Origin of the sequence: Zunongwangia profunda SM-A87, from assembly GCF_000023465.1 — a bacterium.
GTDB lineage: Bacteria > Bacteroidota > Bacteroidia > Flavobacteriales > Flavobacteriaceae > Zunongwangia > Zunongwangia profunda.
On the sequence record NC_014041.1, the window covers coordinates 4,985,211 to 5,010,397 of the forward strand.

Annotated in this window: 16 protein-coding genes; 11 read left to right on the plus strand and 5 right to left on the minus strand. The window is 37.1% G+C overall.

Going from position 1 to position 25,187, the window contains the following annotated elements; all coding sequences use genetic code 11:
- Positions 1 to 118: 118 nt before the first annotated feature.
- From rpmF to pdxA, 3 genes are all read right to left on the minus strand, one after another.
- Positions 119 to 316: a 50S ribosomal protein L32 gene (gene rpmF / locus ZPR_RS21910; protein ID WP_013073983.1), complete on the minus strand. Its 198-nt coding sequence runs from the start codon at positions 314 to 316 to the stop codon at positions 119 to 121.
- Between the two features lie 13 nt (positions 317 to 329).
- On the minus strand, positions 330 to 863 hold the full coding sequence (locus ZPR_RS21915) for a YceD family protein (protein WP_041580180.1): 534 nt from the start codon (positions 861 to 863) through the stop codon (positions 330 to 332).
- A 95-nt stretch (positions 864 to 958) separates the two neighbouring features.
- On the minus strand, positions 959 to 2,005 hold the full coding sequence (pdxA, locus tag ZPR_RS21920; RefSeq protein WP_041579370.1) for a 4-hydroxythreonine-4-phosphate dehydrogenase PdxA: 1,047 nt from the start codon (positions 2,003 to 2,005) through the stop codon (positions 959 to 961).
- A 59-nt stretch (positions 2,006 to 2,064) separates the two neighbouring features.
- Here pdxA and ZPR_RS21925 point away from each other — a divergent pair, with 59 nt between their 5' ends.
- The gene (locus ZPR_RS21925; RefSeq protein WP_013073986.1) at positions 2,065 to 2,652 is read left to right on the plus strand and encodes a riboflavin synthase; all 588 of its coding nucleotides are present in this window, start codon (positions 2,065 to 2,067) and stop codon (positions 2,650 to 2,652) included.
- 517 nt (positions 2,653 to 3,169) lie between these two features.
- Here ZPR_RS21925 and ZPR_RS21930 read toward each other — a convergent pair.
- Complete coding sequence (locus ZPR_RS21930; RefSeq protein WP_013073988.1) at positions 3,170 to 4,513, minus strand: sensor histidine kinase; 1,344 nt, start codon at positions 4,511 to 4,513, stop codon at positions 3,170 to 3,172.
- The gene (locus ZPR_RS21935; RefSeq protein ID WP_013073989.1) at positions 4,503 to 5,849 is read right to left on the minus strand and encodes a sigma-54-dependent transcriptional regulator; all 1,347 of its coding nucleotides are present in this window, start codon (positions 5,847 to 5,849) and stop codon (positions 4,503 to 4,505) included. The genes ZPR_RS21930 and ZPR_RS21935 overlap by 11 nt, the downstream gene beginning before the upstream one ends.
- A gap of 260 nt (positions 5,850 to 6,109) precedes the next feature.
- Between ZPR_RS21935 and ZPR_RS21940 the strand changes: the two genes are divergently transcribed.
- The 10 genes from ZPR_RS21940 to ZPR_RS21980 all read left to right on the plus strand — a co-directional run bounded on the left by ZPR_RS21940 (position 6,110) and on the right by ZPR_RS21980 (position 25,170).
- Entirely contained in the window at positions 6,110 to 7,363 is a 1,254-nt protein-coding gene (locus ZPR_RS21940; protein ID WP_013073990.1) for an efflux RND transporter periplasmic adaptor subunit, read from the plus strand.
- Between the two features lie 46 nt (positions 7,364 to 7,409).
- Positions 7,410 to 8,099 (plus strand): ABC transporter ATP-binding protein, encoded by a 690-nt coding sequence (locus ZPR_RS21945; RefSeq protein WP_013073991.1) that lies wholly within the window; start codon positions 7,410 to 7,412, stop codon positions 8,097 to 8,099.
- Between the two features lie 148 nt (positions 8,100 to 8,247).
- A complete protein-coding gene (locus ZPR_RS21950) occupies positions 8,248 to 10,620 on the plus strand; it encodes an ABC transporter permease (RefSeq protein ID WP_013073992.1) in 2,373 nt (790 codons plus the stop codon).
- A 2-nt stretch (positions 10,621 to 10,622) separates the two neighbouring features.
- Complete coding sequence (locus tag ZPR_RS21955; RefSeq protein ID WP_013073993.1) at positions 10,623 to 12,986, plus strand: ABC transporter permease; 2,364 nt, start codon at positions 10,623 to 10,625, stop codon at positions 12,984 to 12,986.
- 2 nt (positions 12,987 to 12,988) lie between these two features.
- Entirely contained in the window at positions 12,989 to 15,433 is a 2,445-nt protein-coding gene (locus ZPR_RS21960) for an ABC transporter permease (protein WP_013073994.1), read from the plus strand.
- Positions 15,434 to 15,435: 2 nt separating this feature from the next.
- Positions 15,436 to 17,853 (plus strand): ABC transporter permease, encoded by a 2,418-nt coding sequence (locus ZPR_RS21965; RefSeq protein ID WP_013073995.1) that lies wholly within the window; start codon positions 15,436 to 15,438, stop codon positions 17,851 to 17,853.
- 2 nt (positions 17,854 to 17,855) lie between these two features.
- Positions 17,856 to 20,282, plus strand: a complete 2,427-nt coding sequence (locus ZPR_RS21970; RefSeq protein WP_013073996.1) for an ABC transporter permease — start codon at positions 17,856 to 17,858, stop codon at positions 20,280 to 20,282.
- Between the two features lie 39 nt (positions 20,283 to 20,321).
- The gene (locus ZPR_RS23815; RefSeq protein WP_013073997.1) at positions 20,322 to 21,725 is read left to right on the plus strand and encodes an ABC transporter permease; all 1,404 of its coding nucleotides are present in this window, start codon (positions 20,322 to 20,324) and stop codon (positions 21,723 to 21,725) included.
- Between the two features lie 44 nt (positions 21,726 to 21,769).
- Positions 21,770 to 22,735 (plus strand): ABC transporter permease, encoded by a 966-nt coding sequence (locus tag ZPR_RS23820; RefSeq protein WP_233421332.1) that lies wholly within the window; start codon positions 21,770 to 21,772, stop codon positions 22,733 to 22,735.
- 38 nt (positions 22,736 to 22,773) lie between these two features.
- Complete coding sequence (locus tag ZPR_RS21980; protein WP_013073999.1) at positions 22,774 to 25,170, plus strand: ABC transporter permease; 2,397 nt, start codon at positions 22,774 to 22,776, stop codon at positions 25,168 to 25,170.
- Positions 25,171 to 25,187 lie beyond the last annotated feature (17 nt).

The following is a 25,187-nucleotide window of genomic DNA, read 5'->3' on the forward strand; positions in this document are numbered from 1 at the left end:
CTAAAATTTCTGTAAACAGTGGTGCAAATTAAGGTCTTTTTGGGACTTAATCAACTAAAAACAAAAAACTCCCACGTTGTGAGAGTTTCTGTATATTTCTTTGAAGCCCTAATCAAAATTAAGCTTCTACTTCCTCAGTGTTATCAATTAACACCTGACCACGGTAATATAATTTACCTTCATGCCAGTGAGCTCTGTGATATAAGTGCGCCTCACCAGTAGTAGGATCTATACCTATTTGTGGTGCAGTTGCTTTATAATGAGTTCTCCTTTTATCCCTTCTGGTTTTAGATATCTTTCTCTTTGGATGTGCCATGGCTTACTATTATTTAATCGTTTAGTAAATTTTTTAATTTATCCCATCGGGGATCTATATCGTCCCCATCTTTTTTTTCTTTATTACCTAAGCTTAATTCCTCCAGTTTATCCAGCACATCAGATTTTAAAGTCCCATCTTCAACCCCGGGATGAATCTTTTTTGCTGGTACCGCAAGAACAATAAGTTCGTAAATATATTGTTGTACGTTGATCTCAAACTCTCCATGCGGAATTATAAGTAAATCTTCGTTATCATCATTAAACTCCTCCCCAAATTTGATCACCAAAAACAAACTGCTTTCTATTGGCTGATCATAAGGCTCATTTGTGATATCACAATTTACATTTACCGTTCCGGAAGCTTTAAAAGTAAGCTCCATCATGGTCGTCTTTTTATCGAATAACAGCTCAATTTTTACATCGGCGCTGTTAAACTCATCGTACTCAAAATGCTCAAAGAACTCATTGTCAATCTCGTACTCAAACTGGTGTTTCCCAAGCTTTAACCCCACAAAAGGGATCGTATAGGCTTTCATTTTCCTCATTTCGTCCTCAGTTTTGAGTTTTCGCCCTTTTACAAAGGCGGCTGCAAAGATAAAAAATAAAATCAACTAAAAGCTTTTTATAAACAAATTTTTGTTTATATCTTTTTACTCTGCTTTTTTAGTGGGTTTTTCGTGAGTTTTTTATATTCTTTTCTGCATTTATAAATATCAATTGCCTTAAAAACAGCTTCTTTAAAGGAATTAATATTAGCAGAATTGGTACCTGCAATCTCAAATGCAGTACCATGATCGGGAGAAGTTCTCACCTTGCTTAATCCTGCTGTAAAATTAACTCCCTGGCCAAAGGACAATGTTTTAAATGGGATTAAACCCTGATCGTGATACGAAGCAATCACGGCATCAAAATTCTTATAATTCTTTGACCCGAAAAAACTATCCGCAGAAAATGGCCCAAAAACCAATTCCCCATTTTCACGAATTTCATTTAAAGTCGGTTTTAATATCTCCTCATCCTCTTTCCCTATTACACCATTATCACCACTATGAGGATTAATACCTAACACAGCGATTTTAGGTTTTTGGATCCTAAAATCCTGCCTAAGCGTATGCTGGATAATAGCAATCTTCTTTTTTATTAATTCTGGAGTAATCACATTGGCGATATCTTTTAAGGCCACATGATCCGTTAATAATCCCACTTTAAGGGTATCGGTAATCATAAACATAAGGCTTTCCCCCTGTAGTTCTTTTGCCAGATAATCGGTATGTCCTGGGAAATTAAATTTATCAGACTGGATGGTATGTTTATTAATAGGTGCTGTGACCAAAGCATCAATTTCATCTTTCTTTAAAGCTTCAGTAGCGGCTTCTAATGATTTAAAAGCATACTCACCAACTTTTGAATCCTCTTCTCCAAAATTAATGGTTACACTTTCTTTCCAAACATTTACAATATTTACCTTGCCGTCTATGGCATGTTCTGCACTGTCAATTCCCTGAAAATTAATCGCCAGTTTATATTTTTTCTTTAAAAAAGTGATAATTTTGGTTGAAGCAAAAATTACAGGAGTACAAAAGTCCAGCATTCTGGAATCATCAAAAGTCTTCAGTACAATTTCACTTCCAATTCCGTTCAAATCACCTATACTAATTCCTACTTTTATCTTTTTAGGATGTTTCATACTTCCTTCGAATATATATTTTACTTTTACATACAAATGTAACCAATATTATAGAATCCATGTTTACCGGTATTGTAGAAGAAGTAGGAAAAATCAGGAAATTAGTTAAAGAAAGTACTAATCTTCATATAGAGATAGAAGCCAAAATGACACCTGAGTTAAAAATTGACCAGAGTGTTTCTCATAATGGGGTGTGCCTCACAGTAGTTTCTATTAAAGATCATCAGTATACCGTTACTGCAATTCAGGAAACTTTAAACAAAACCAACCTGAATGGTCTAGTAGAAGGTGATTCTGTGAATCTTGAACGAGGAATGAAACTTGGAGACCGACTTGACGGACACATAGTGCAGGGACATGTAGATCAAACTGCAAAGTGTACCGATGTTCAAGATATTGACGGTAGCTGGCAGTTTACTTTTGAATACGATCCTTCCTTAAATAATATTACGATAGAAAAAGGTTCTATCACCATAAACGGAGTAAGTCTAACCGTTGTTAATTCCGGTAGAAATTCATTCTCGGTTGCAATCATCCCTTATACTTTTGAAAATACTACGTTTAAGCAAATTGAAAAAGGAAGTACTGTAAACCTAGAGTTTGATGTAATAGGAAAATATGTAAAAAGAATTACTGAACTCTCGTAGAGTACGATCTAAATATATAAATTGCTCCAATAAATAATCCTCCGACCAAAAGAAAACTTAGATTGGAATCAATGGGAACATCTAATCCAGGGGGAGGAGGGTTTCCAGAAACACACTCTCCGTTGGTAGTACTGTCACAATATTCACCGGCATTACAAGTAGGAGGGCATTCTTGGGCTTGTGATAAAGCGCAAAAAAACAGAATAAATAATATTAAAAATCTCTTTTTCATATAACTTTTCCTACAGCACAATTTAATTTTTTTAAAAAAAATCTAAAACTTCTTTTCAATAAATTAACGTAAAACGCAAAGTAAAGGTTTTAATTTCTTTGCTAAATTATCTATAATTAATGATTCAATCAGATTTTTTCGTTGAAGATCAATAATTATCGCTTAAAACAAACTATTTCGGGTTCGCAAGCCTATTTATGATGAAAACAAGAAATTATTACAGGTATTTGAAAAAAGAGACCTGTGTTACTAGAAGATGAATCTATCTAAAGGAATGCTTTTTATTTAAAACAACAAACTTATCGCCGTACCTTTGTGCTCTTCACTATGAATTTGGATTTTGCCTTTATGTAACATCATAATTTGCTTACATAAACTTAAGCCAATACCACTACCATTCTTTTTGGTAGTGAAGAAAGGTACAAATATGGTTTCCTGAATTTCTGGCGGAATACCATTCCCATTGTCTATTACTTTTATCACCGTATACCCGTCGGTAGTAGATTTTGCAGTGACATAGATTTCCGGATTTTCAATATCCTGTATAGCATCCCGTGCATTCACAATCAAATTAATCAACACCTGTTCGATAAGATAACTATCAATTTTCACCTGCAATTGTGGATTAGAAAGATCAAAATTCAACGCGATATGCTTAGAAGCTAAAGAGGGCTTCATTAATCGTTCTATAGACGCAAAAAGATTTTCTACATATACATTACTACGGTTAATATGGGTAACCTTATTAAGACTACGATAGGTTTTGGCGAATTTCATTAAACCCTCGCTTCGTTTTTTAATACTCCCTATCGCTTCGTTTAAATCTGAAATATCCAAAGCATTTTCTTCTGGATTTTTTAGGTTCTCCCTTACCTGATATTGCAACGTATCGGCCAATGAAGAAATGGGTGCGATAGAATTCATAATCTCATGCGTCATGACACTCAATAACTTTTTCCAGGCTTCAGATTCATTTTGATTAAGGGTTTCATCGATATTCTGTAGTAAAATGATCTTAAAGGAATGTTCGTTTTCATAAAAAACCGTTTCAGAAACCAAAACTTTTAGCTTTTCGCCATTTACTTTAATACTTATGGAACTACCGGTAAAATGACTCATTTCAAAAATGGTCTCAAATAATTGCGGTTTTCTGCTTTTTAGAAACTTAATATTTTTGAAAGAAGGAATACTCAGCGTGCGCTTTATCGCTTCATTCGCCCAAAGTACGTCGCCGGTTTTTTGATGATAAGAAATAATCCCCACATCAACCATCTCTAATATTTTTTGTAGGTAGAGATATTGCGCCTCCTTATTCGAGTTGATCTCCCGAATCTTATCATTAATCAGGTTAAAGCCCTCATGAAGTCGAGCTAAATCTTCGGGGGCACCTTTGCTTACAAATCGTCTTGAAAAATCGTTGTATTTAACCGATTCAAAAAAATCGTCCATCGCCACAAAACGACGGGTTATAAATTTATACAGCTTATAAAAAATCACTAATGAAAGTATTCCCCCTCCAATAAGCAATACCATTTGATGCCTGCTAACCCCAAAAGCGATAGCTGCTAAACCCAGCGTTAAAAGCACCAATCGCAATAAAAGACCTAAAGTGTATTTTTTATAAGTCATATTTATTAAGTCTGCGATACAAAGCGGCCCTGGTAATTCCTAACTCTTTAGCCGATTTGGAAATGTTCCCTTTATTCTTGTCGATCACCTTCAAAATAGTTTGTTTTTCAACAGATTCGAGGTTGGTCTCCTGAATTCCGTTTGAAGTTGTTATCGATTTTTCTAATCCTGAAAACACTAAATCTTTCGCAGCCAGGGTATCACTATCAGCCATTATCACGGCTCTTTCTAAAACATACTGAAGCTCCCGAACATTTCCGGGAAAAGAATGCGATTTTAACTTACTAAAAAAGTCCTTATCAAAAGAAAATGGCCCTTTAAAATATTTCTCGGCATACATATCGGTAAAATATCTGCTAAGTAATGTGATATCGGCACCTCGATTTCGAAGTGGTGGCACCATAAGATCTACTGTATTAATACGGTAAATTAAATCTTTCCGAAACGTATTTTCATCAGCAAGATCACTCAGCTCTAAATTTGTAGCGCAGATTAACCTTATATCAATAGGAATAGTCTCATTGGATCCAAGCGGAGTTATCATTCGGTTTTGTAACACGGTAAGCAATCTTGCCTGTTGGCGCAAACTAATATTTCCTATTTCATCCAAAAAAAGTGTCCCACCATTAGCGGCTTCAAAACGTCCTTTACGATCCTCCCGCGCATCGGTAAAGGCGCCTTTTTTATATCCAAAAAGCTCACTTTCAAACAAACTTTCCGTCAGCGCACCTACATCTACTTTTACAAACGGCTTATTTTTCCGAAGCGATTGATCGTGGATTGCTCTCGCGACTAGGTCTTTACCGGTACCATTTTCTCCTAAAATCAATATATTGGCATCTGTAGGAGCTACTTTTCTAAGCTTTTCGAACACTGACTGCATTTCTTCGCTTTCACCAATAATTTTATTTCCGGCAGCAGTAGGTCGCGATAATTGAGGTTTTACCGACTTTTTTTCTACCAATGATTTTAAGGCTTCGATCATTTTTTGATTTTTCCATGGCTTTACCAAAAAATCTGAAGCTCCTTTTTTTAACGAACGTATAGCCAGATCGATATCGGCATAAGCGGTAATTAAAATCACATCTACTCTTTTATCGATCTGCTTAATCTTATTTAGCCAAAAAATTCCTTCATTACCAGTATTTACCACTCCGTTAAAATTCATATCCAGGATGATTACATCAAATTTCTCTTGCTCTAAAAGCGCGGTGATGTTATTCGGGTTCTTTTCGGTAACAACATTGCTCACCAAAGATTTCAGCATAATCCGCAACGCCGTTAACACATCGGGATCATCGTCTATAACCAGTATGTTCGCATTCTTCAATTGCATACCTACAATATTACGACTTTCTCTTTCCTATAAATAAAAATGACTTCAGAAATTTAATAGGATTCGAATCTGTTTTGTTATCGAACAGATAGTGTATTAAAACCGAACACTTTCTTTTTCTAAAAAACCATTAAAATACTGTAAATCAATAATCTATATTTTTGGCATCATTTTACCCTATTCTTAAGAGAATGTGAAAATTTCCCAATAATAAAAACAACACAAATAATAACTAATATCAATAGACAACATCAATCAAAATGGATATACCTATAAAAAAGAAACGATTTACTCCTCAAAAAATAGCCATGATAACAGGCGTGACACTTTTAGTAGGACTTATCGTTTTTGTATTACTCTCATCAAGTGGTAGCACCCGACTTAATGTTGAAAAAGAACGCATTAGTATTAACACTGTTAAAAAAGGCATCTTTCAAGAGAATATTCCGGTTAACGGCGTAGTGATGCCTATTACCACTATTTATTTGGATGCCTTAGAAGGTGGTCGCGTAGAGGAAAAATTTGTGGAGGACGGTGCAATGATGAAAAAAGGTGAACCTATTCTTCGATTATCAAATACCGACTTAGAATTAAGTCTGGTAAATCAGGAAACACAGGTTTATAATCTCCTTACTCAAATGCAACGCACACAAAATGCATCTCGGGAGAATACGATTGGCAAGCTTAACCAACTTACCGAAGTAAAAAGCAGCCTAAGAGAAGCCGAGAGAAGATATAAACTGAATAAAAAACTTTTTGAAAAAGGAGCGGTTGCTGAACAGGAATATTTAGAAACTCGTAATAATTACAACTATCAAAAAGACCGTTTAGCATTAACTGAAAGGGTGTTACAGCAAGATTCAATTTCTTCTAAACAAGAAAATGTGCAGGCAAGAGAATCATATGAAAAGACAAGAAAAGCCTTAGAATTAATGCGCAAAAAAGTAGAAGACCTTATCGTAAGAGCTCCGGTAGATGGCCAGCTGACTTCTTTAGACGCTGAAATAGGTCAGTCTAAATCGAAGGGCGAACGCCTGGGACAAATCGATGTGATTAGCGGATACAAAGTTCGCGTAGATGTAGATGAACATTATATTTCCCGAATTTACGCCGGGCAACAGGGAAGCTTTAATTTCGACGGAAAAAATTATACGCTGGAAATCAAAAAAGTCTATACGCAGGTAGCCAACGGAAGATTCCAGGTAGATATGACCTTTTTAGAAGAGGCTCCAGAGAAAATAAGAAGAGGGCAAACCTTGCAAATTAGAGTAGCCTTAAGTCAGGAAAAAGAAGCTGTTCTTATTCCTAAAGGAGGATTTTTTCAGGAAACCGGGGGGAACTGGATCTTTAAGGTAAGTGAAGATGGTAGTATTGCTTATAAAACCGATATCCAATTGGGTAGCCAAAACACAGAATATTACGAAGTACTTTCAGGTTTAGAACCAGGTGATCAGGTGATTACTTCAAGCTACAGCAATTATGAAGATATTCAGGAACTGGTGCTAAAAGACTAAATTCTCTAATTTTAAAACATAATTATTCAGGACTAATATATTCATCATGATAAAAATAACAGATCTCGAAAAGTTTTACCGTACAGACGAAGTACAGACCATTGCTATTAATAAGCTTTCTTTTGAGGTAAAAGAAGGAGAATTCGTCTCGGTTATGGGACCATCCGGTTGCGGAAAATCAACATTGCTTAATATTTTAGGACTTTTAGACGATCCTGATGGCGGTAGCTATATTTTTAATGGGATCGAAGTCGCCGGATTTAACGAGCGCAAAAGAGCTAATCTTAGAAAACACAATATAGGTTTTGTTTTCCAAAGCTTTAACCTGATTGATGAGCTTAGCGTTTTCGAAAATGTAGAACTTCCATTAATTTATACGGGCGTAAAACCTGCGGAGCGTAAAGAACGGGTGCACGAAGTTTTAGAGAAAATGCAAATTATGCACCGCCGTAAGCATTTCCCGCAACAACTATCGGGTGGACAGCAACAACGTGTTGCCGTTGCCCGTGCCGTTGTAAATAACCCCAAGCTGATTCTTGCCGATGAGCCTACCGGAAATCTGGATAGCAGTAACGGTAACGAGGTTATGGATTTACTTACCGAGCTTAACGCTGCCGGAACCACCATCATCATGGTTACCCACAGCGAACACGACGCAAAGTACAGTCATCGAATCATCAGAATGTTAGACGGCCAAAAAGTAACTGAGAACATCCTGGCCGAATATCAAAATTAGACGTTTAACGGGGTCATTCATCAATCCGATACTAATCGGGATCAAAATCATCTAATCTCTTATCATCAAAAGAGAATATTTTAAGCTGGGATCAACATTTTTGAAATATTCTAAGGGTATACATCAATCGTTATTCAAAACAAAAATTATGTTTAAAATTCATCTAAAATCGGCCTGGAGAAACCTTTGGAAATCCAAGTTTTATAATGGACTAAGTTTGCTGGGCTTATCATTGGGGCTTTGTGTGGCCATCTTTATCGCCGTATGGATTAAAGCCGAATTAAGTTATAACAAAATTGGTGATTCATCACATATTTATAGAGTTTCCAGTATCTTAAGCAGTGGCGAAAATTCGCAAACATGGGGCATATCTGTAGGACCTATAGCCTACTATGCCAAAAAAGAAGTGCCAGAAGTCGAAGATGCCGTTAGAATTCGGGATTTTTATGGCTATCGCATTTTTAGTAGTTCTTCTAATAAGTTTGAAGCCAAAGCTGGTGCTCTTACAGATCCCGAATTCTTTTCTTTTTTTGATCTAAAATTTATTGAAGGAAATTCATCCGCTCCTTTTTCAGGAAATAATTCGGTTATCATTACAAAAAAAGCCGCCCTAAAATATTTTGGAACTACAGAAGCTATGGGCAAAACCATCGCTGCCGATTATAAAGATAATTTTACCGTAACCGGAATCATTGAAGATATCCCAAAAAATTCAAGTTTAGATTACGAGCTGTTTTTTCCTTTATCGATTTTTTCTGAACAGTACGATGGCAACAGGTATTGGGAGTCGATGGATAGTGATTGGGGAAATTTCAACTTTCTCACGTTTCTTAAACTCAAAGAAAATGCTTCTCCAGAAAAAGTAGTTCAGAAACTAACCAAAATTCAGAAAGCAAAAGACAGGAATGCAATCCAGTCTGAAACCAAAGATGCCTACTATTTGCAACCTATCCAGCAAATGAACCTTTATAGTTACGGCGGAGAACCAACCCAGATTAAGACAGTACGTATCTTTGGGATCGTCCTGATACTTATACTGTGTATTGCCTGTATTAATTATGTCAATCTAAATACGGCCAGATCGATCCAAAGAGCCAAAGAAGTGAGTCTACGAAAACTCATTGGAGCCGAGAGGAAGCAACTTTTTACACAATTTATTATTGAATCGTGTATTTTCTTTTTATTAGCGATTGTCTTAGCAATGGGGCTAATCTATTTATTAGCCCCTTATTTTAACTCGGTTGCAGGAAAAGATATTGATTTCAATTTTCTTGAGCCAGAATTATGGGGAATGATCGGGATGGTGTTTGTTTCCACCTTAGTCGCCTCTTCCATTTACCCGGCAGTCTTATTATCTTCATTTAAACCGCTGGAAGCTATTAAAGGAAATGTGATCACTGGTGTTGGCGCAGGAACATTTAGAAAGGTATTGGTTTGCCTTCAGTTTTCATTCTCCGTAATTCTAATCATCAGCACCATTATTATCGGGAAGCAACTGGATTTTATCACCAGTAAAAACCCTGGTTACGATCGCTCACAAGTGTTTCATTTTGCCATGCCTCAGGAAATGCGCTCCCATAAAGAAGCCATTGTAAATCAGGTTAAGAATTTACCCAATATTGCTTCGGTTTCCTTTAGCAACAGTAACATCGTAAATAATGGAATGACTACCGGAGATACCAATTGGGATGGCAAAGATCCACAAAGCGATTTTATTGTTAATCCCATTGGTATTGATGAAGATTTTATCCCTATGATGAAAATGCAGCTTTTAGAAGGTGAAAATTTTAAAGGTCGCACAGAAGATTCTTTACATTTTATACTGAATGAAACTGCCGTTAAGCAAGCCGGGATAGAAGATCCTGTTGGTAAAAGCTTTGAACTTTGGGAAACCAAAGGCATCATTGCTGGAGTAGTAAAAGATTTCAATTTTGCTTCGATGAAAAATGAAATTGAACCTGCGGTGATGTATTATGACCCTGACCCTTATCGTATGTACATAAAAACCAAAGATGGTGATATTTCTGGAAGCATGGCGGCTATTGAAGAAATCTGGAATACCTATAACCCTGATTTTCCTTTTAATTACTCCTTTTTAGATAAGCAATACGAAACCATGTATCGCAATGATATTAGAACAGGTAAGCTTTTTAAAATATTTTCAATTTTAGCCATTTTTGTTTCTTGTTTAGGGCTTTTTGGACTAAGCACGTATACCGCTCAATTAAAAAAACGTGAAATAGGCATTCGAAAAGTTTTAGGAGCATCGGTGGCGCAAATTACCTCGTTACTCTCCAAAGACTTTTTAAAACTTATAAGCCTTTCATGCATTATCGCTATTCCAATTGGCTGGTATTTAATGCAATTCTGGCTACAAAACTTTGCTTATAAAACATCGCTAGATTGGTGGATTTTTGCCGGTGCCGGGATGCTAACCTTATTCATTGCACTACTAACAATTAGCTCCCAAGCCATTAAAGCGGCATTGGCAAACCCTGTAAAAAACATCAAAACTGAATAGTTATGCTAAAAAACTATATCAAAATCGCCTGGCGGAATATCTGGAAAAATAAAGGATTCAGCTTTCTTAATATTTTTGGTTTAGCCCTGGGAATGGCAGTCACCATGCTTATTCTTTTAATGGTTAACCATGAAAGAAATATGGATACCTTTCACAAAGATTTAGATCAGCTTTATGTTTTAGGGAACAAAGGCAAGTGGAACGATAAAACCGAAGTCTGGTTCTATACTCCAAAACCACTCGCTACTGCCATACAAAATAACTTCCCTGAAATTGAATTGACTTCAAGATTGTTGAATAGCAATGATTTACTTTTTAGTAAAGGAGAGAATAGTTTAATTCCTTCTGGAGCTTTTATAGATCCCCATTATTTAGAGATGTTTAGCTTTCCTTTAGTTGAAGGAAATTTAGCTACAGCTTTCAGTAACCCAATGAATATTGTCATAACTGAAGCAACGGCTAAAAAACTCTTTGGAAATAAAAAATCAATCGTAGGAGAAACCATTCAGGTAAATAACGATCAGCTTCTAACTGTAGGTGGTGTTTTAAAAAATCTTCCTAAAAACACACAATTTGATTTTGAATACTTACTTCCTTGGTCCTTACTTAAAAGAGTAGGTGGGGACGATAATAACTGGAAAAACAATTCGGTTTTAACCTTCGCGAAATTATCTGAGAAAACAACTCCAGAAAATTTCAGTAATAAAGTTAAAGATATTGCTAAAACCAGTACCAATGGGAATAATGATAACGAGATCATCATTCATAAAATCTCTGACTGGTGGTTGCGATCTAAATTCGAAAATGGAGAAATTGCTGGAGGGCGTATAGATACAGTTATACTCTTTACAGTTATTGCTTTATTTATTCTTCTAATTGCATGCATCAACTTTATGAATTTGAGCACGGCTAGGAGTGAGAAACGAGCAAAAGAAATTGGTGTTAGAAAAGTTGCCGGCGCTAATAGGGGAGCTCTTATATGGCAGTTTATTTCAGAGTCTGTTTTAATAGCAGGAATTGCGGGCATAATCGCCATTGGCATTACAATCATTACCATTCCTTATTTTAACAGCCTTTTAAAGTACCCTATATCAGTAGATATTTTTAATTCTCAATTCTGGATATTTACACTGTGTATCATTTTAATTACTGGTTTTATCGCTGGTAGTTACCCGGCATTTCTTCTTTCTTCTTTTAAGCCAATAGCTATTCTAAAAGGAAAATTACAACAAGACAAATCTGGATTTAATATTCGAAAGTTTTTGGTAGTATTTCAATTTAGTATTGCTATAATTTTAATTATAAGCACTTTAATCATCAACAAGCAAATTCAGTATGGCAAGGATCGGGAGAATGGCTACGATAAAAATAACCTGGTATTTCTTTACGAAGAAGGAGACATTGCTAAGAATATAAATTCGATAAAAAACGATCTTATTTCGGAAAATATAGCACAATCTGTAACTAGAACTTTTTCGCCTTTTACAGAAGGATGGAGTAATTCGTCTAGTATTGGTTGGGAGGGAAAGAGTCCAGATGATAATACGATCATCGATCGTACTTATACCGACGGAAACCTAATAGAAACCGGTGGACTAAAACTTGTGAAAGGACGCGATATTGATCCAAAAAAATACCCAACAGATTCTACTGCCATGTTATTAAATGAAGCCGCAGTTAAAGCAATGGGCTTTGAAGATCCTATCGGAAAAATTATAAAGGATAACAATAAAAATTGGCATGTGGTAGGTGTTGTAAAAGACTTTATAATACGATCCCCTTTTGAACCTATTTCGCCTATGATTATTGGTGGCCCTGCAGGTAATTTAAGCACTATAAATATTAGATACAATTCTAACCTAACTACAACCGATGCTCTTTCTAAGACTAAAGCGATATTTAAAAAATATAATCCAAATTATCCTTTTGAGTATCATTTTGTAGATGAGGATTATGCAAGCAAATTTTCGGAATCACAACGTACCGGAACACTTTCAGCCATATTTGCCTTTTTTACCATATTCATTTCATGTCTTGGTCTTTTAGGCTTAGCCGCATTCTTAGCTGAAAATCGAATTAAAGAGATTGGGATTCGTAAGGTTTTAGGAGCTTCAGTATTTTCTATTGTTCGATTATTATCCAAAGACTTTTTAATATTAATTATTATCTCTTGCGTCGTAGCATTTCCAATTGCTTTTTGGGCTATGGATAACTTCCTTTCAGATTACAATTACAGAGTTAATTTAGGCTTAGATGTATTCGTTATTGCTGGTCTTGGAGCTATCACACTTACATTACTGACGGTAAGCTCCCAAGCCATTAAAGCGGCACTGGCAAACCCTGTAAAAAACATCAAAACTGAATAGTCATGCTAAAAAACTATATCAAAATCGCCTGGCGGAATATCTGGAAGAATAAGCTTTTTTCAGCAATTAATATCATTAGTCTTGCGATAGGGTTCAGCGCCTCGTTTGTGATAGGCTTGATGGTTTATTATGATTTTACCTTTGATAAATTCCATAAGGATGGGGAGCGTACGTATCGCATCACCACACAATTTATAAGTCCTGACGGCACCGATCATTTTAGTGGTGTAAATGCCATGCTGGCCGATGCGTTAAAACAAAATGTGAGTGGTCTGGAAGGCGTGAGCTTTTTTTACACCTATGAGCCTTTAAAAGTGGAGGCACAAAGTGGAGAAAGGCTTTTCAAAAAGCCCAGGCATGTGATTTTTGCCGATAGTGGTTATTTTAACGTGATTGATTACGACTGGCTTGCTGGCGATAAATCAGGGAGTTTGCATGAACCTAACGCAGTGGTACTTACCCAGGAACGGGCCAAAAACTATTTCCCAAACACACCCGTAGAAAGCCTCATTGGCAAAACACTCATCTATAACGACTCCATACCTGCTAAAATAACTGGTGTTGTTGCCAATTTTGAGCAACGCAGTGATTTTGTTTTTCAGGAATTTATCTCCCTTCCTACGGCATTACAGTCAGATATCAAATCAACGGTGACCAATACCAACTGGGGCAGTTACAATTCCAGTGCACAAGTTGTGTTTAAGAGCCTTCCGGATGTTGCAATTGCAACGATTCAAAAGCAGTTGGACGAAATGAGTAAGTCGCATACTGATCAAGAAGATCTTGATGCTGGGGAATGGACGCGTTTTTACCCACAACCTTTAGATGAGCTTCATTTTGATACCCGCTACAGTACGTTTGACTATAGCGTTCCCCAGGCAAGTAAAAAGGTCTTGTCCAATTTAGCGATGGTAGCGCTGTTTCTGTTGCTTTTGGGATGTATTAACTTCATTAATTTAATGACGGCACAGGCTACACAACGAGCCCGTGAAATAGGTATTCGTAAGACTTTAGGAAGTTCAAAAAAACAACTGGTTTTTCAATTTCTAGGCGAGACCTTCCTCCTTACGCTATTAGCTGCATTGGTATCTGTGATTTTAGCTTTTTGGTTGTTGCGTGTTTTTTCAGCATTTATTCCACCTGGATTAAATTTTGAGCTTTTTGCAAACCCGTGGATCATTGCTGCCATGTTTGTGTTGATACTCGTGGTTACGCTGTTGTCTGGTATGTACCCGGCTTTTGTGCTCTCTGGTTTTAAACCGGTTTCCGTGTTGAAAAATCAGTTTGCTTCCCAGACATCTAATGGGGGTTTTAGAAAAGGCCTTACCGTTTTTCAGTTTGTAGTTGCTCAGGTTTTCATCATAGGGACACTTCTCGTGGGCAAGCAGATCAATTACCTGATGCATAAGGATATCGGGATCGCCGTAAACGATATTGCCTGCATTCCGCTTCCCTGGAACGATCCCGCTTTAAGCAAAAAGGAGCTTTTAAAAAACCGGCTGGCGACTATTGCCGAACTTTCCACGATTAGTTTGGCAGGACCTCCACCTGCATCTTTTTATATCAATTCAACAGTTGTGGATTTTATTAAGGATGGCGAAACTATTGAAGTCATACAGGAACAGCGTTTTGGGGATGCGTCCTATTTTGATCTGTATGGGTTAGAACTGCTGGCGGGTCGAAAACCCCTTAATGATACCATTAAAGAATATGTGATCAACGAGACCATGCTACACAAGTTGGGCTTTAAAGAACCTGCAGAAGCAATAGGGCAACGCTTGATGCAGGGAGAGAATGGCTATCCTATTGTGGGCGTCATGCGTGATTTTAACCACAAACCTTTAACCTCCCAGATACAGCCGGTAGTCTTTGTAGGGGACATCAGTCGAAACTGGTTTTCCCAATTTAGGATGATTCATTTTAAAATTCAACCTAAAACATCAGATCTGTCTGCTACCATTGCCAAAGTACAAGACATGTATAAATCGGTTTATCCTGATTCTGATTTTGAAATTCAGTTTATGGACGAGACCATAGCTAATTTTTATAAGTCGCAACAGCGCACCCAGAAACTCCTAAACTGGGCTACAGGCCTGGCTATTTTGATTAGCGTGTTAGGTCTGCTTGCCCTTGTGATTTATAATACAGAGCGGCGCATAAAAGAGATAGGGATTCGTAAAATACTGGGTGCCTCGTTACTTCAACTACAGGTCTTGTTGTGTAGGGACTTCTTAAAGCTTGTAGCCCTGGCTTTTGTTATTGCTACACCTATTGCTTATTGGAGGACCTCCGTTTGGTTAGAAGACTTTGCCTATAAAACCACTTTAAGTTGGTGGGTTTTTGCCTTAAGCGGACTGGGAATGATCGCTTTAGCCCTTGTGATTATTAGTTTTAAAACGATTAGGACTGCAATTCAAAACCCTGTAAACTCTTTAAGAAACGAATAGTCATGATCAGAAATCATATCAAAATCGCCTGGAGGAACCTGCTTAAAAACAGCACCTATTCTCTAATCAATATTATTGGCTTAACCATTGGTTTAGCTGCCTGTCTTGCCGTGACCACTGTAGTGATCGATGAATCTTCTTATGACCGATTTTGGACAAAAAAAGACCAGATTTTTAGACTGAATAGCACTTACAAGCTTAGTGCGGATAAACAGACTAAAACGACAAAGGCCTTTGAAGGATGGAAGATTGCGTTACCCGAAAATTTTCCTGAAGCTGAAAAAGTTTCTGGGATACATGTATTCACTGAAAATTTTAAGATAAGTAAGGACAATAGTATTCCGGTAAATGTATTAGAGACAGATAGTACTGCATGGGATATTTTGGATTTTAAAATAATTGCAGGTAATCCTAAAGAATTTCAGTTTGGTGTAGAGAATTTAGTGGTTTCAGAAAGTTTTAAAAACAAATATTTCCCAAACGAAGATATTGTAGGTAAAGAATTAAAAAATCAGCCTTCATATGGAGTAAAACCTAAATCCTATATCATTACCGGGCTAATCAAAGACATCCCAGATAATTCTATTTTTAAAGCTGATGTACTTCATATCAGTGATAGGCGAGAAGAAACTTTATTCAAAGAAGGCTACGGTACCTTTTCACAACTATTTCTGCTAACCAAAAAGGGAACAGATGCTAAAAAGCTTCAGGAAAAAGTAAACAAGTGGTATATCGAATTTTTCGATTCTAAAAATCCATATTTACTAGATTTTCAACCTGTTTATGATATTTATTTGAATTCAAGTTTCGACGAAAAAAACACAAATACGAGTGAGAAAAAGCTTTTAATCTTAGGTAGTATTGCTATTTTATTGCTATTAATAGCCTGTATTAACTACATCAATTTAACAACGGCAAGAGCTTCTTATCATGCTAGAAACACAGGAATTCGAAAGGTACTGGGTGCTAATAAATCCCATCTCATTCAGCAAAATTTAATCAATTCACTGTTGTTTTTCATTCTTTCGGGATGCCTGGCGCTAATAATATATCAAGTTTCTATTTCGTTGATCGAGAATTTTATAGGCCATTCCCTTACCAAGATATTCACTAAAGATATAAGCCTAATTTCAATTTATAGCTTAGCGATTTTAATATTAGGAATTTTCACAGGCTTGTATCCGGCTATTTTACTTTCTGGAGTGCGAGTAACTTCAGCATTAAAAAACAAAATTATAAAATCTGGTACACATCAAAATTATATTAGAAAAGGACTTGTCATAATCCAGTTTTCAGTCTCTGTTGTGGTCATCATTGCGATGATCGTGGTGGATAGGCAAGTAGAGTTATTGAAAAATAAAGATATAGGTTTTAATAAAAATAACCTTTTAGGAACTCAATATGTATCTTGGGAAGGCAAAGGTGAAAGTTTTAAAAATGAACTCGCCAATAGTCCTTATATCGAAAGTGTAAGCCTAAATGCATGGACTCCCGGAGAAACCGCCGGAAATATGACTAAATCTTTAGATGATCCTTTTAATCCCGGAAATAAAATTGAAATCTGGTATCTTTTTGGAGATGCAGATCTTGCAAAGACTTTAGGCCTGGAACTAAAACAAGGGCGTTTCCTTAATTCTGAATTTCCGGGTGACTTTTTAAATGAGGATTTGCAATTCTCTTCAGATTCTACCGATATCTATAAAATGGCAAATACCCCTGTTTTAATTACTGAAAATACCGCCAAATTATTTCCAGAAAACACGCTTAACCATGTATTTAAAGATCTAAATGCAAAACCGGTTGGTATTGTAAAGAACTTTAATAACGAATCACTTAGAACAGCAGGAAAACCTATAGTTATAAGAGCTATGGAATATGATGATTACGGTTCAATGTTGATGCGTATAAAACCTGGCTCTGAGGAAAAAGTTGTTGCCAAAATCAACGAATTATGGCAAGAATTTTATCCTTACAAACTTTTGGAAATCAATAATGTTTCAGACCTATTACAAAAACAATATGATGCCGAAACCAAACTTTTACAGTTTTTCAGCTTCTTTAGTGCGCTTAGTTTATTTCTGGCTGCCCTGGGTGTTTTTGGTTTGATCGTTCAGGTGACAGAGCAGCGCGTAAAAGAAATAGGGATTCGTAAAGTACTTGGCGCATCGGTACAATCTATCGTGATGCTATTCTCTAAAGACTTTTTAAAAACCATTGCTGTAGCCATTATTATAGCAATTCCAATTGGATGGTACGCCATGTTGCAATGGCTTCAGGATTATGCGTACCGCATAGAAATAAAATGGTGGGTTTTTGGCCTTGCAGCTTCCGTAGTAATAGGTATCGCTATGTTAACCGTTGGAATACAATCCGCAAAAAAAGCAATTATTAATCCTGCAAAAAGTTTAAAAACCGAATAGCCATGATCAGAAATCACATCAAAATAGCCTGGAGGAATCTACTTAAGAATAGCACCTATTCACTAATCAATATTATTGGGTTAACCATTGGTTTAGCTGCCTGCCTTGCCGTAACTACGGTAGTGATCGATGAATCTTCTTATGATCGATTTTGGACAAAAAAAGACCAGATTTTTAGAGTAAATACGATAAATACCCGAGACGGAGAACTTTTAGAAAAAAGAGATTACGCAATATCGGGAACTAATATCGCTTTAAAAGATTTCCCGGAAGTTGAGAGTATTGCTACAATCGATCAATTTGATACCTATTTTAGTTTTAGAAATATAATGGGAGAAGGCACAAAAACCAAAGTGATCCAAACCACTCCTTCGTTTTTGGACATTTTTGATGTTGAGATCACTTCAGGAAGTCCAAATAATTTAGTTGAAGGAACTCCAAACATTGTAATTTCAGAATCATTGGTAAAAAGATTTTTTAATGGTAGCAATCCGGTTGGTGAAATCATCAGAGATCTTCCTTCTTACAGCAATGAGCCTAACGAATATCTTATCACGGGGATTTTTAAGGATATTCCTGAAAACACACATCTAAGAGGGCAGGTGATTTATCTGCGTAAACCAATAAAAGAGGTACTTAATAAGCAGCAATTTGGCTTTGTTCAAAACTATTACGTAAGTCTGAAATACGATGTGGATAAAACAAAGTTTGAGGCGAAATTCAATAACTGGTATTCAAATTATACCGAAGCTGAACATCCAGATAAATTTGAGTTACAGCCTTTACAGGATATTTACCTAAAATCTGATTTTGCTGGTAACCAGACCTATAAAGGAAGTGCCCAAAAACTTTATATTTTGGGTGCGATAGCGATTTTATTATTGGTTATCGCCTGCATCAATTATATTAATCTAACTACTGCCAGAGCTTCTCATAAAATGCAGGAAACTGGTGTTAGGAAGGTTTTAGGAGCAGAACGCTTTCAGCTTATCTCACAATATTTAGCAGAATCTGGATTGTTTTTTCTTATTTCTGGTATTCTTGCTTTTGTGATCTATCAGCTAAGTTTACCGGGTATTGTAAGCTATATCGATCATCCTTTGGCGCTAACTTTCAGCAATTCTGCTTTATTATTTCTTTGTGCCATTTCATCGATTTTCGTCTTAAGCATTCTTACAGGCTTATATCCTGCGCTATTGATTTCAAGAATAAATCCTTTGGCTTCACTGCGTAAAAAATTTAGATCTAGCGGCACGGGCCAAACTCAGTTTGTAAGAAAAGGGCTTGTGATCTTTCAATTTTCAATTTCACTGGTTGTACTCATCGCTATGATTGTGGTAAACCAACAAGTAACACTTTTAAAATCTAAAGATATTGGGTTCGATGCTTCTAATCTTTTAAGCATTAAGTATAATACCTGGCAGAATAAAGGAGAGAGTTTTAAAGACGAATTACTTAAAAGCCCGTTTATAGAAAAAGCAAGTATTACTTCCTGGTTGCCCTCTTTTGGAGGTGGAAGTATGATGCGAAGAGTTGAAAGTCCGGATAATACTGGTATTGAAGTGGAAATCTGCTATATGTTCGCTGATACCGATCTAGCTGAAACACTAGGCCTGGAAATTGAAAAAGGAAGATTTTTAAGCAATGATTTTGGCGGTGATGCCCTGCCACAAAGTTTTTATGTTGAAATGGATTCGGTCAAAAAAGCTGAGTTGGAGAAAAGACCATCTCTAATTACCGCTCAGGCTGCAAAACTTTTAAAAGTTGATCAATTAAATGTTGCCAATAAAGATTTGGAAGCAATGCCTGTAGGCATTGTGAGCAATTTTAATAATGAAAATCTTAGAACCAGCGCAAAACCAATCGTAATTCAGGCTGATAAAAATCCAGATCGCGGAAGCCTACTAATGCGTATAAAACCCGGCTCTGAAGAAAAAGTTATAGCCAAAATCAACGAATTATGGAAAGAATTTTATCCTTACAAACTTTTGGAAATCAATAATGTTTCAGACCTATTACAAAAACAATATGATGCCGAAACCAAACTTTTACAGTTTTTCAGCTTCTTTAGTGCGCTTAGTTTATTTCTGGCTGCCCTGGGTGTTTTTGGTTTGATCGTTCAGGTGACAGAGCAGCGCGTAAAAGAAATAGGGATTCGTAAAGTACTTGGCGCATCGGTACAATCTATCGTGATGCTATTCTCTAAAGACTTTTTAAAAACCATTGCTGTAGCCATTATTATAGCAATTCCAATTGGATGGTATGCAATGCAGGAATGGCTTCAGGATTATGCACATCGCATAGAAATAAAATGGTGGGTTTTTGGCCTTGCAGCTTCCGTAGTAATAGGTATCGCTATGTTAACTGTGGGAATCCAATCTGCAAAAAAAGCATTCATCAATCCCGCAAAAAGCTTAAAAACGGAATAATTCATCACCCCATAATCATCGGGACAAACCTCATCAGTTATGCTTAGAAACTATTTAAAAATCGCCTGGCGGAATCTTCAAAAAGATAAGTCTTTATTCTTTTTAAACAGTTGTGGCCTTGCTATAGGTATTGCCAGTTGTTTATTGATAACTCTTTACGTTTGGGACGAACTTAGCTATGATCGTTATTATGATAATGCCGAGAATATCGCCAGGGTTGTGTTGCGGGGTAATGTAAACGGGGAAGAGCTTAACGAAGCTATGGTGGCAGCTCCTGTAGCCAAAACCTTTAAGGAAGACTTTCCACAAGTGAAGAATGCTACGCGCTTGAGTACGGTGTACAATCCGCAAATTCTGTATAACAATACGACTTTTGAAAATCTACGGGCGGCTTATGTAGATCCTAACTTCTTTGAAGTCTTCAGCTTCAAGTTTATAAAAGGGAACGCCAAAACAGCACTTAAAAACCCCAATAGCGTAGTGCTCACTTCTTCTGAAGCTAAAAAGTATTTTGGTACTGCAAACCCAATAGGAAAACGTATAAAATTTCAGGATATAGAACAAGATCTTGAAGTAACAGCAGTGCTCACAAATACCCCGCATAATACCCACTTGCAGTTTGATGTGTTTATCCCGATGCAGAATAAAAAAAGTAGTACTTCAAACTCCTGGGTGAATTCCGGTTTTGCGACCTACTTAGCCCTAAAGCCCGGTACGGACCTTGCGCAGTTAGAAGCCCAGGTCCCTTCTTGGATGAAGAAGTATATAAGCGACCAGGTACAGCAAGCCATAGGTATATCATACGAGGAGTTTCAAAAGAACAATAAGTTGGGATTGTTTTTACAACCGCTTACGGATATTCATCTGTACTCAGATTTTGCACCGAATACCGAGCTTTCCCCTTCCGGAGATATCAAATACGTGTATATTTTTAGTGCTATAGCACTATTTATGTTGCTTATCGCCTGCATAAATTTTATGAATCTGGCTACTGCAACCGCTACAAAACGCAGTCGGGAAGTAGGAATTAGAAAAGTACTGGGATCTGATAAAAAACAATTGGTAACACAGTTTTTAACCGAATCTTTACTCACAACTTCTTTTGCAACCTTTCTGGCAGCAGGTATTATAGCGCTTCTTTTACCAACATTTAATGACCTGGCGGGTAAAGAACTACAGTTTTTTAGCTTTTTAAATGTTCCAACTGTTCTTTTATTGTTGGCTTTTGTGATTGCGATTAGTTTGCTGGCAGGAGCCTATCCCGCATTTGTACTTTCTTCCTTTAAACCCTTAATGGCCCTTAAAAGTAAGTTTGCAAGTAGCGGAAGAAAAAACAGCTTAAGAAGTGGAATGGTGGTTTTTCAGTTTGTGATTTCGGCCGGGCTAATTCTGGCAACCCTTGTTGTCTACAAGCAAATGCAGTTCATTCAGCATAAAAATTAGGCTATAATAAAGATCAGGTAATCGTGTTGAGAGATGCTTATAAAATGGGTTCAGAAAAGGTGAATTCCTATAAGGATGAACTGCTTAGAAATCCGGGTATAGCCAGTGTAAGCAGGTCTGCTTTTGTTCCTGCGGGAGAAACAGACAATCACGTGCAAGGTATTTTTAAGAATAATGAGTATCTGAGGAAATTCTTTTTTTACGATGTAGATGAGCAATACTTACCTACGTTGGGATTAGAGCTCATTAAGGGGCGGAACTTTTCTGCGGAATTAAAAAATGAATCTAATAAAGCGATTATTAATGAAGAAGCCGCTAAAATTTTAGGCTTAGGAGATAACCCTGTCGGAAAAACATTTAAAAGAGCCGCAGATCCGGAAAATGAAGAATTTACGGTGATTGGTGTTATAAAAAATTTCCATTTTAAATCCTTACATAACGAGATCGATCCTTTGGTACTGGCATACAATCCCTATGGCGGATTAATTATAAAAACCAAAAATGCTGAGGTGAGTAAGATTCTCGATTTTGCTGAAAAAAAATGGTCAAAATTCAACTCGCAACAAGCCTTTACCTATTCTTTTTTAGACGAGTCTTTTGAAGAGACGTATCGCAATGAAAAAAGGATGGGCATCATCTTAAGCGCTTTTACGATGCTCACCATTTTTGTCGCGTGTTTAGGTTTATTCGGGCTAATCACATTCGCAACAGAACAACGCTTTAAAGAAATTGGGATTCGTAAAGTGCTAGGAGCCAATATCGGTGAAATAGTGGGAATGCTTGCCGCAGATTTCATCAAATTGATCTTTGTCGCTTTTTTAATTGCTTTTCCTTTGGGTTATTATGCTATGCAAAAATGGTTGCAGGATTTTGCCTATCGCATCGATTTGAATATATGGCAGTTTATACTGGCTGCTATCATCACATTAGCTATTGCATTAATCACCATCAGTTTTAAAAGTATAAAAGCCGCATTACAAAACCCGGTAAAATCTTTAAGGACGGAATAAATCATCTCCTGATAACTATCAGAACAAAACAATCAGCTATGCTTAGAACTTATATCAAAATCGCCTGGCGGAATATCTTAAAACACAAAGGATATTCAACGATCAACATCTTTGGTTTGTCGCTGGGTATGGCGGTAACGCTTATGATCGGGCTTTGGGTGGCAGACGAGCTCAATTACAACGATTATTATAAAAACAAGAATCAAATTGCGCAGGTTTATCAAAACATAAATTATAACGGTGAAATAGATACCGATAATGCAATTCCGCGTCCGCTTGAATTTGCTTTACGCGAAGAATTTAAAGACAAGTTCAAGAATATAAGCATGGCTTCCTGGGAAGGGGAGCGGTTTATGAAAGCAGATGCTAATACCCTGGTGATGCACGGGTATTCGGTACAACCAGAATTTGGGAATATCATTGATTTACAATTTATAAGTGGTCAATCTGGAGCATTGAATGATAGCAATTCATTATTACTTTCCCAAACCGCAGCAACCACCTTATTTGGTGATGAAGATCCAACAGGTAAAATGCTTACCGTTGACAATGAATATAAAATGATGGTTGCCGGTATTTTTAAAGACATCCCTGAGGGAAATGATTTTGCAGGTTTAGATTATTTAATGCCTTGGTCCCTGTACGCAAACCGAAGCTGGATAAAGAATGCCGCAGATCAATGGGGAAACGATTCTTTTCAGCTATTTGTAGAAGTCGCCGATGGGGTAAAGCTTAGCGAAGTTTCAAAATTAATCGCACCCTTAAAGAAGAATAGAGACCCTGAACAGGTAAAATACAATCCGGAGTTTTTCTTATGGCCTATGAACCGCTGGCATTTGTATACGCATTTTGATAATGGCCAACAAAACGGGGGACCTATAGAAAATGTGTGGCTGTTCGGTTGTATTGGTCTTGTGGTTTTGGTACTGGCGTGTATTAATTTTATGAACCTCAGTACAGCGCGTTCTGAAAAGCGGGCGATGGAAGTAGGCATTCGTAAAGCTATAGGCTCCTCAAAAAATCAACTCGTCAAGCAATTTTTAAGCGAATCCTTTCTGATCGTGATCCTGGCTTTTATACTAGCTGTGGGGCTGGTGCTGCTCTTTTTAAATTCCTTTAATGCAATATCCCACAAAAGCATTGATTTTCCTTGGGATAGCTTGGCTTTTTGGACCTCAACACTCGTGTTTATAAGTGTTACAGCGCTGATTTCAGGCAGCTATCCAGCCCTGTATTTGTCTTCATTTAAACCGGTAAAAGTTATAAAAGGAAGCTTTAAAGCGGGGAAAAGGGCTGCGCTACCTCGAAAAATTCTGGTAATCACACAGTTTAGTGTTTCTATAGCCTTGGTCATCGGCACTTTGATTGTGATGTCGCAGATCGAATTCAGCAAAAATAGACCTATAGGTTATGATACCAGCGGGCTGATACAGATACCGTTGCGGGGTGCTGAATTTTGGGGCAAAAGCGATATGATGCGTAATGCTTTTATAGCCTCTGGGGCAGTAACCGAAATGGCTTCTTCAAGCAGTCCTTCTACAGATGTATGGTCAACACGGTCTGGCATTAGCTGGGTGGGCAAACCTCAAGATTTTCAAGCAGATTTTAGCTACTCGATGGTTTCGTACGAGTATGCAGAAACCTTAGGCCTTGAGGTGATTTCAGGAAGGGGATTCTCCAGGGACTTTCCCTCAGACTCCAGTGCCGTACTCATTAACGAGTCTGCCGCCCGATATATGAATATGCAAAATCCTGTAGGTAAAATTTTAGCCACAGGTGAAAAGGGGGTTGACTATACCGAATATAAAATAGTAGGGGTTGTAAAGGATGTAATTGCACAGTCGCCGTATAATTTGGTAAAGCAGGCTGTCTATGCCTTTGATAAGTATCAAAGTGCGAGTTACTGGAGTTTAAGACTCAATCAAAACCAAAGTATGAGTAAAAACCTGGCTACCGTAGAAGCGGTTTACAAAAATTATTTTCCCGATGCTGCATTTTCCTATGATTTTGTAGATAAAGAGTATGCTAAAAAGTTTGCCACGGAAGAACGTATTGCGAGCCTGGCCAAAGTGTTTACGCTTCTTGCGATGCTTATTAGCTGCTTGGGCTTGTTTGGGTTAGCCTCTTTTGTAGCCGAACAGCGCACCAAAGAAATAGGAGTGCGAAAAGTGCTTGGTGCTTCAGTGCCTAATCTATGGCTCTTACTGTCTAAAGATTTTGTGGTGCTGGTAATTATCGCATTGCTCATCGCATCACCTATTGCTTTTTACCTGATGCAACAGTGGATTCAAAAATTTGCGTATAGAACCAATATTTCAATATGGGTTTTTGTAGCTGCAGGCGCAGGAGCCTTAGTGGTTACCCTATGTACGGTGAGCTTTCAGGCCATTAAAGCCGCAGTAGCTAATCCTGTAAAATCCCTAAGAACTGAATAAATCATCTCCCGATAACT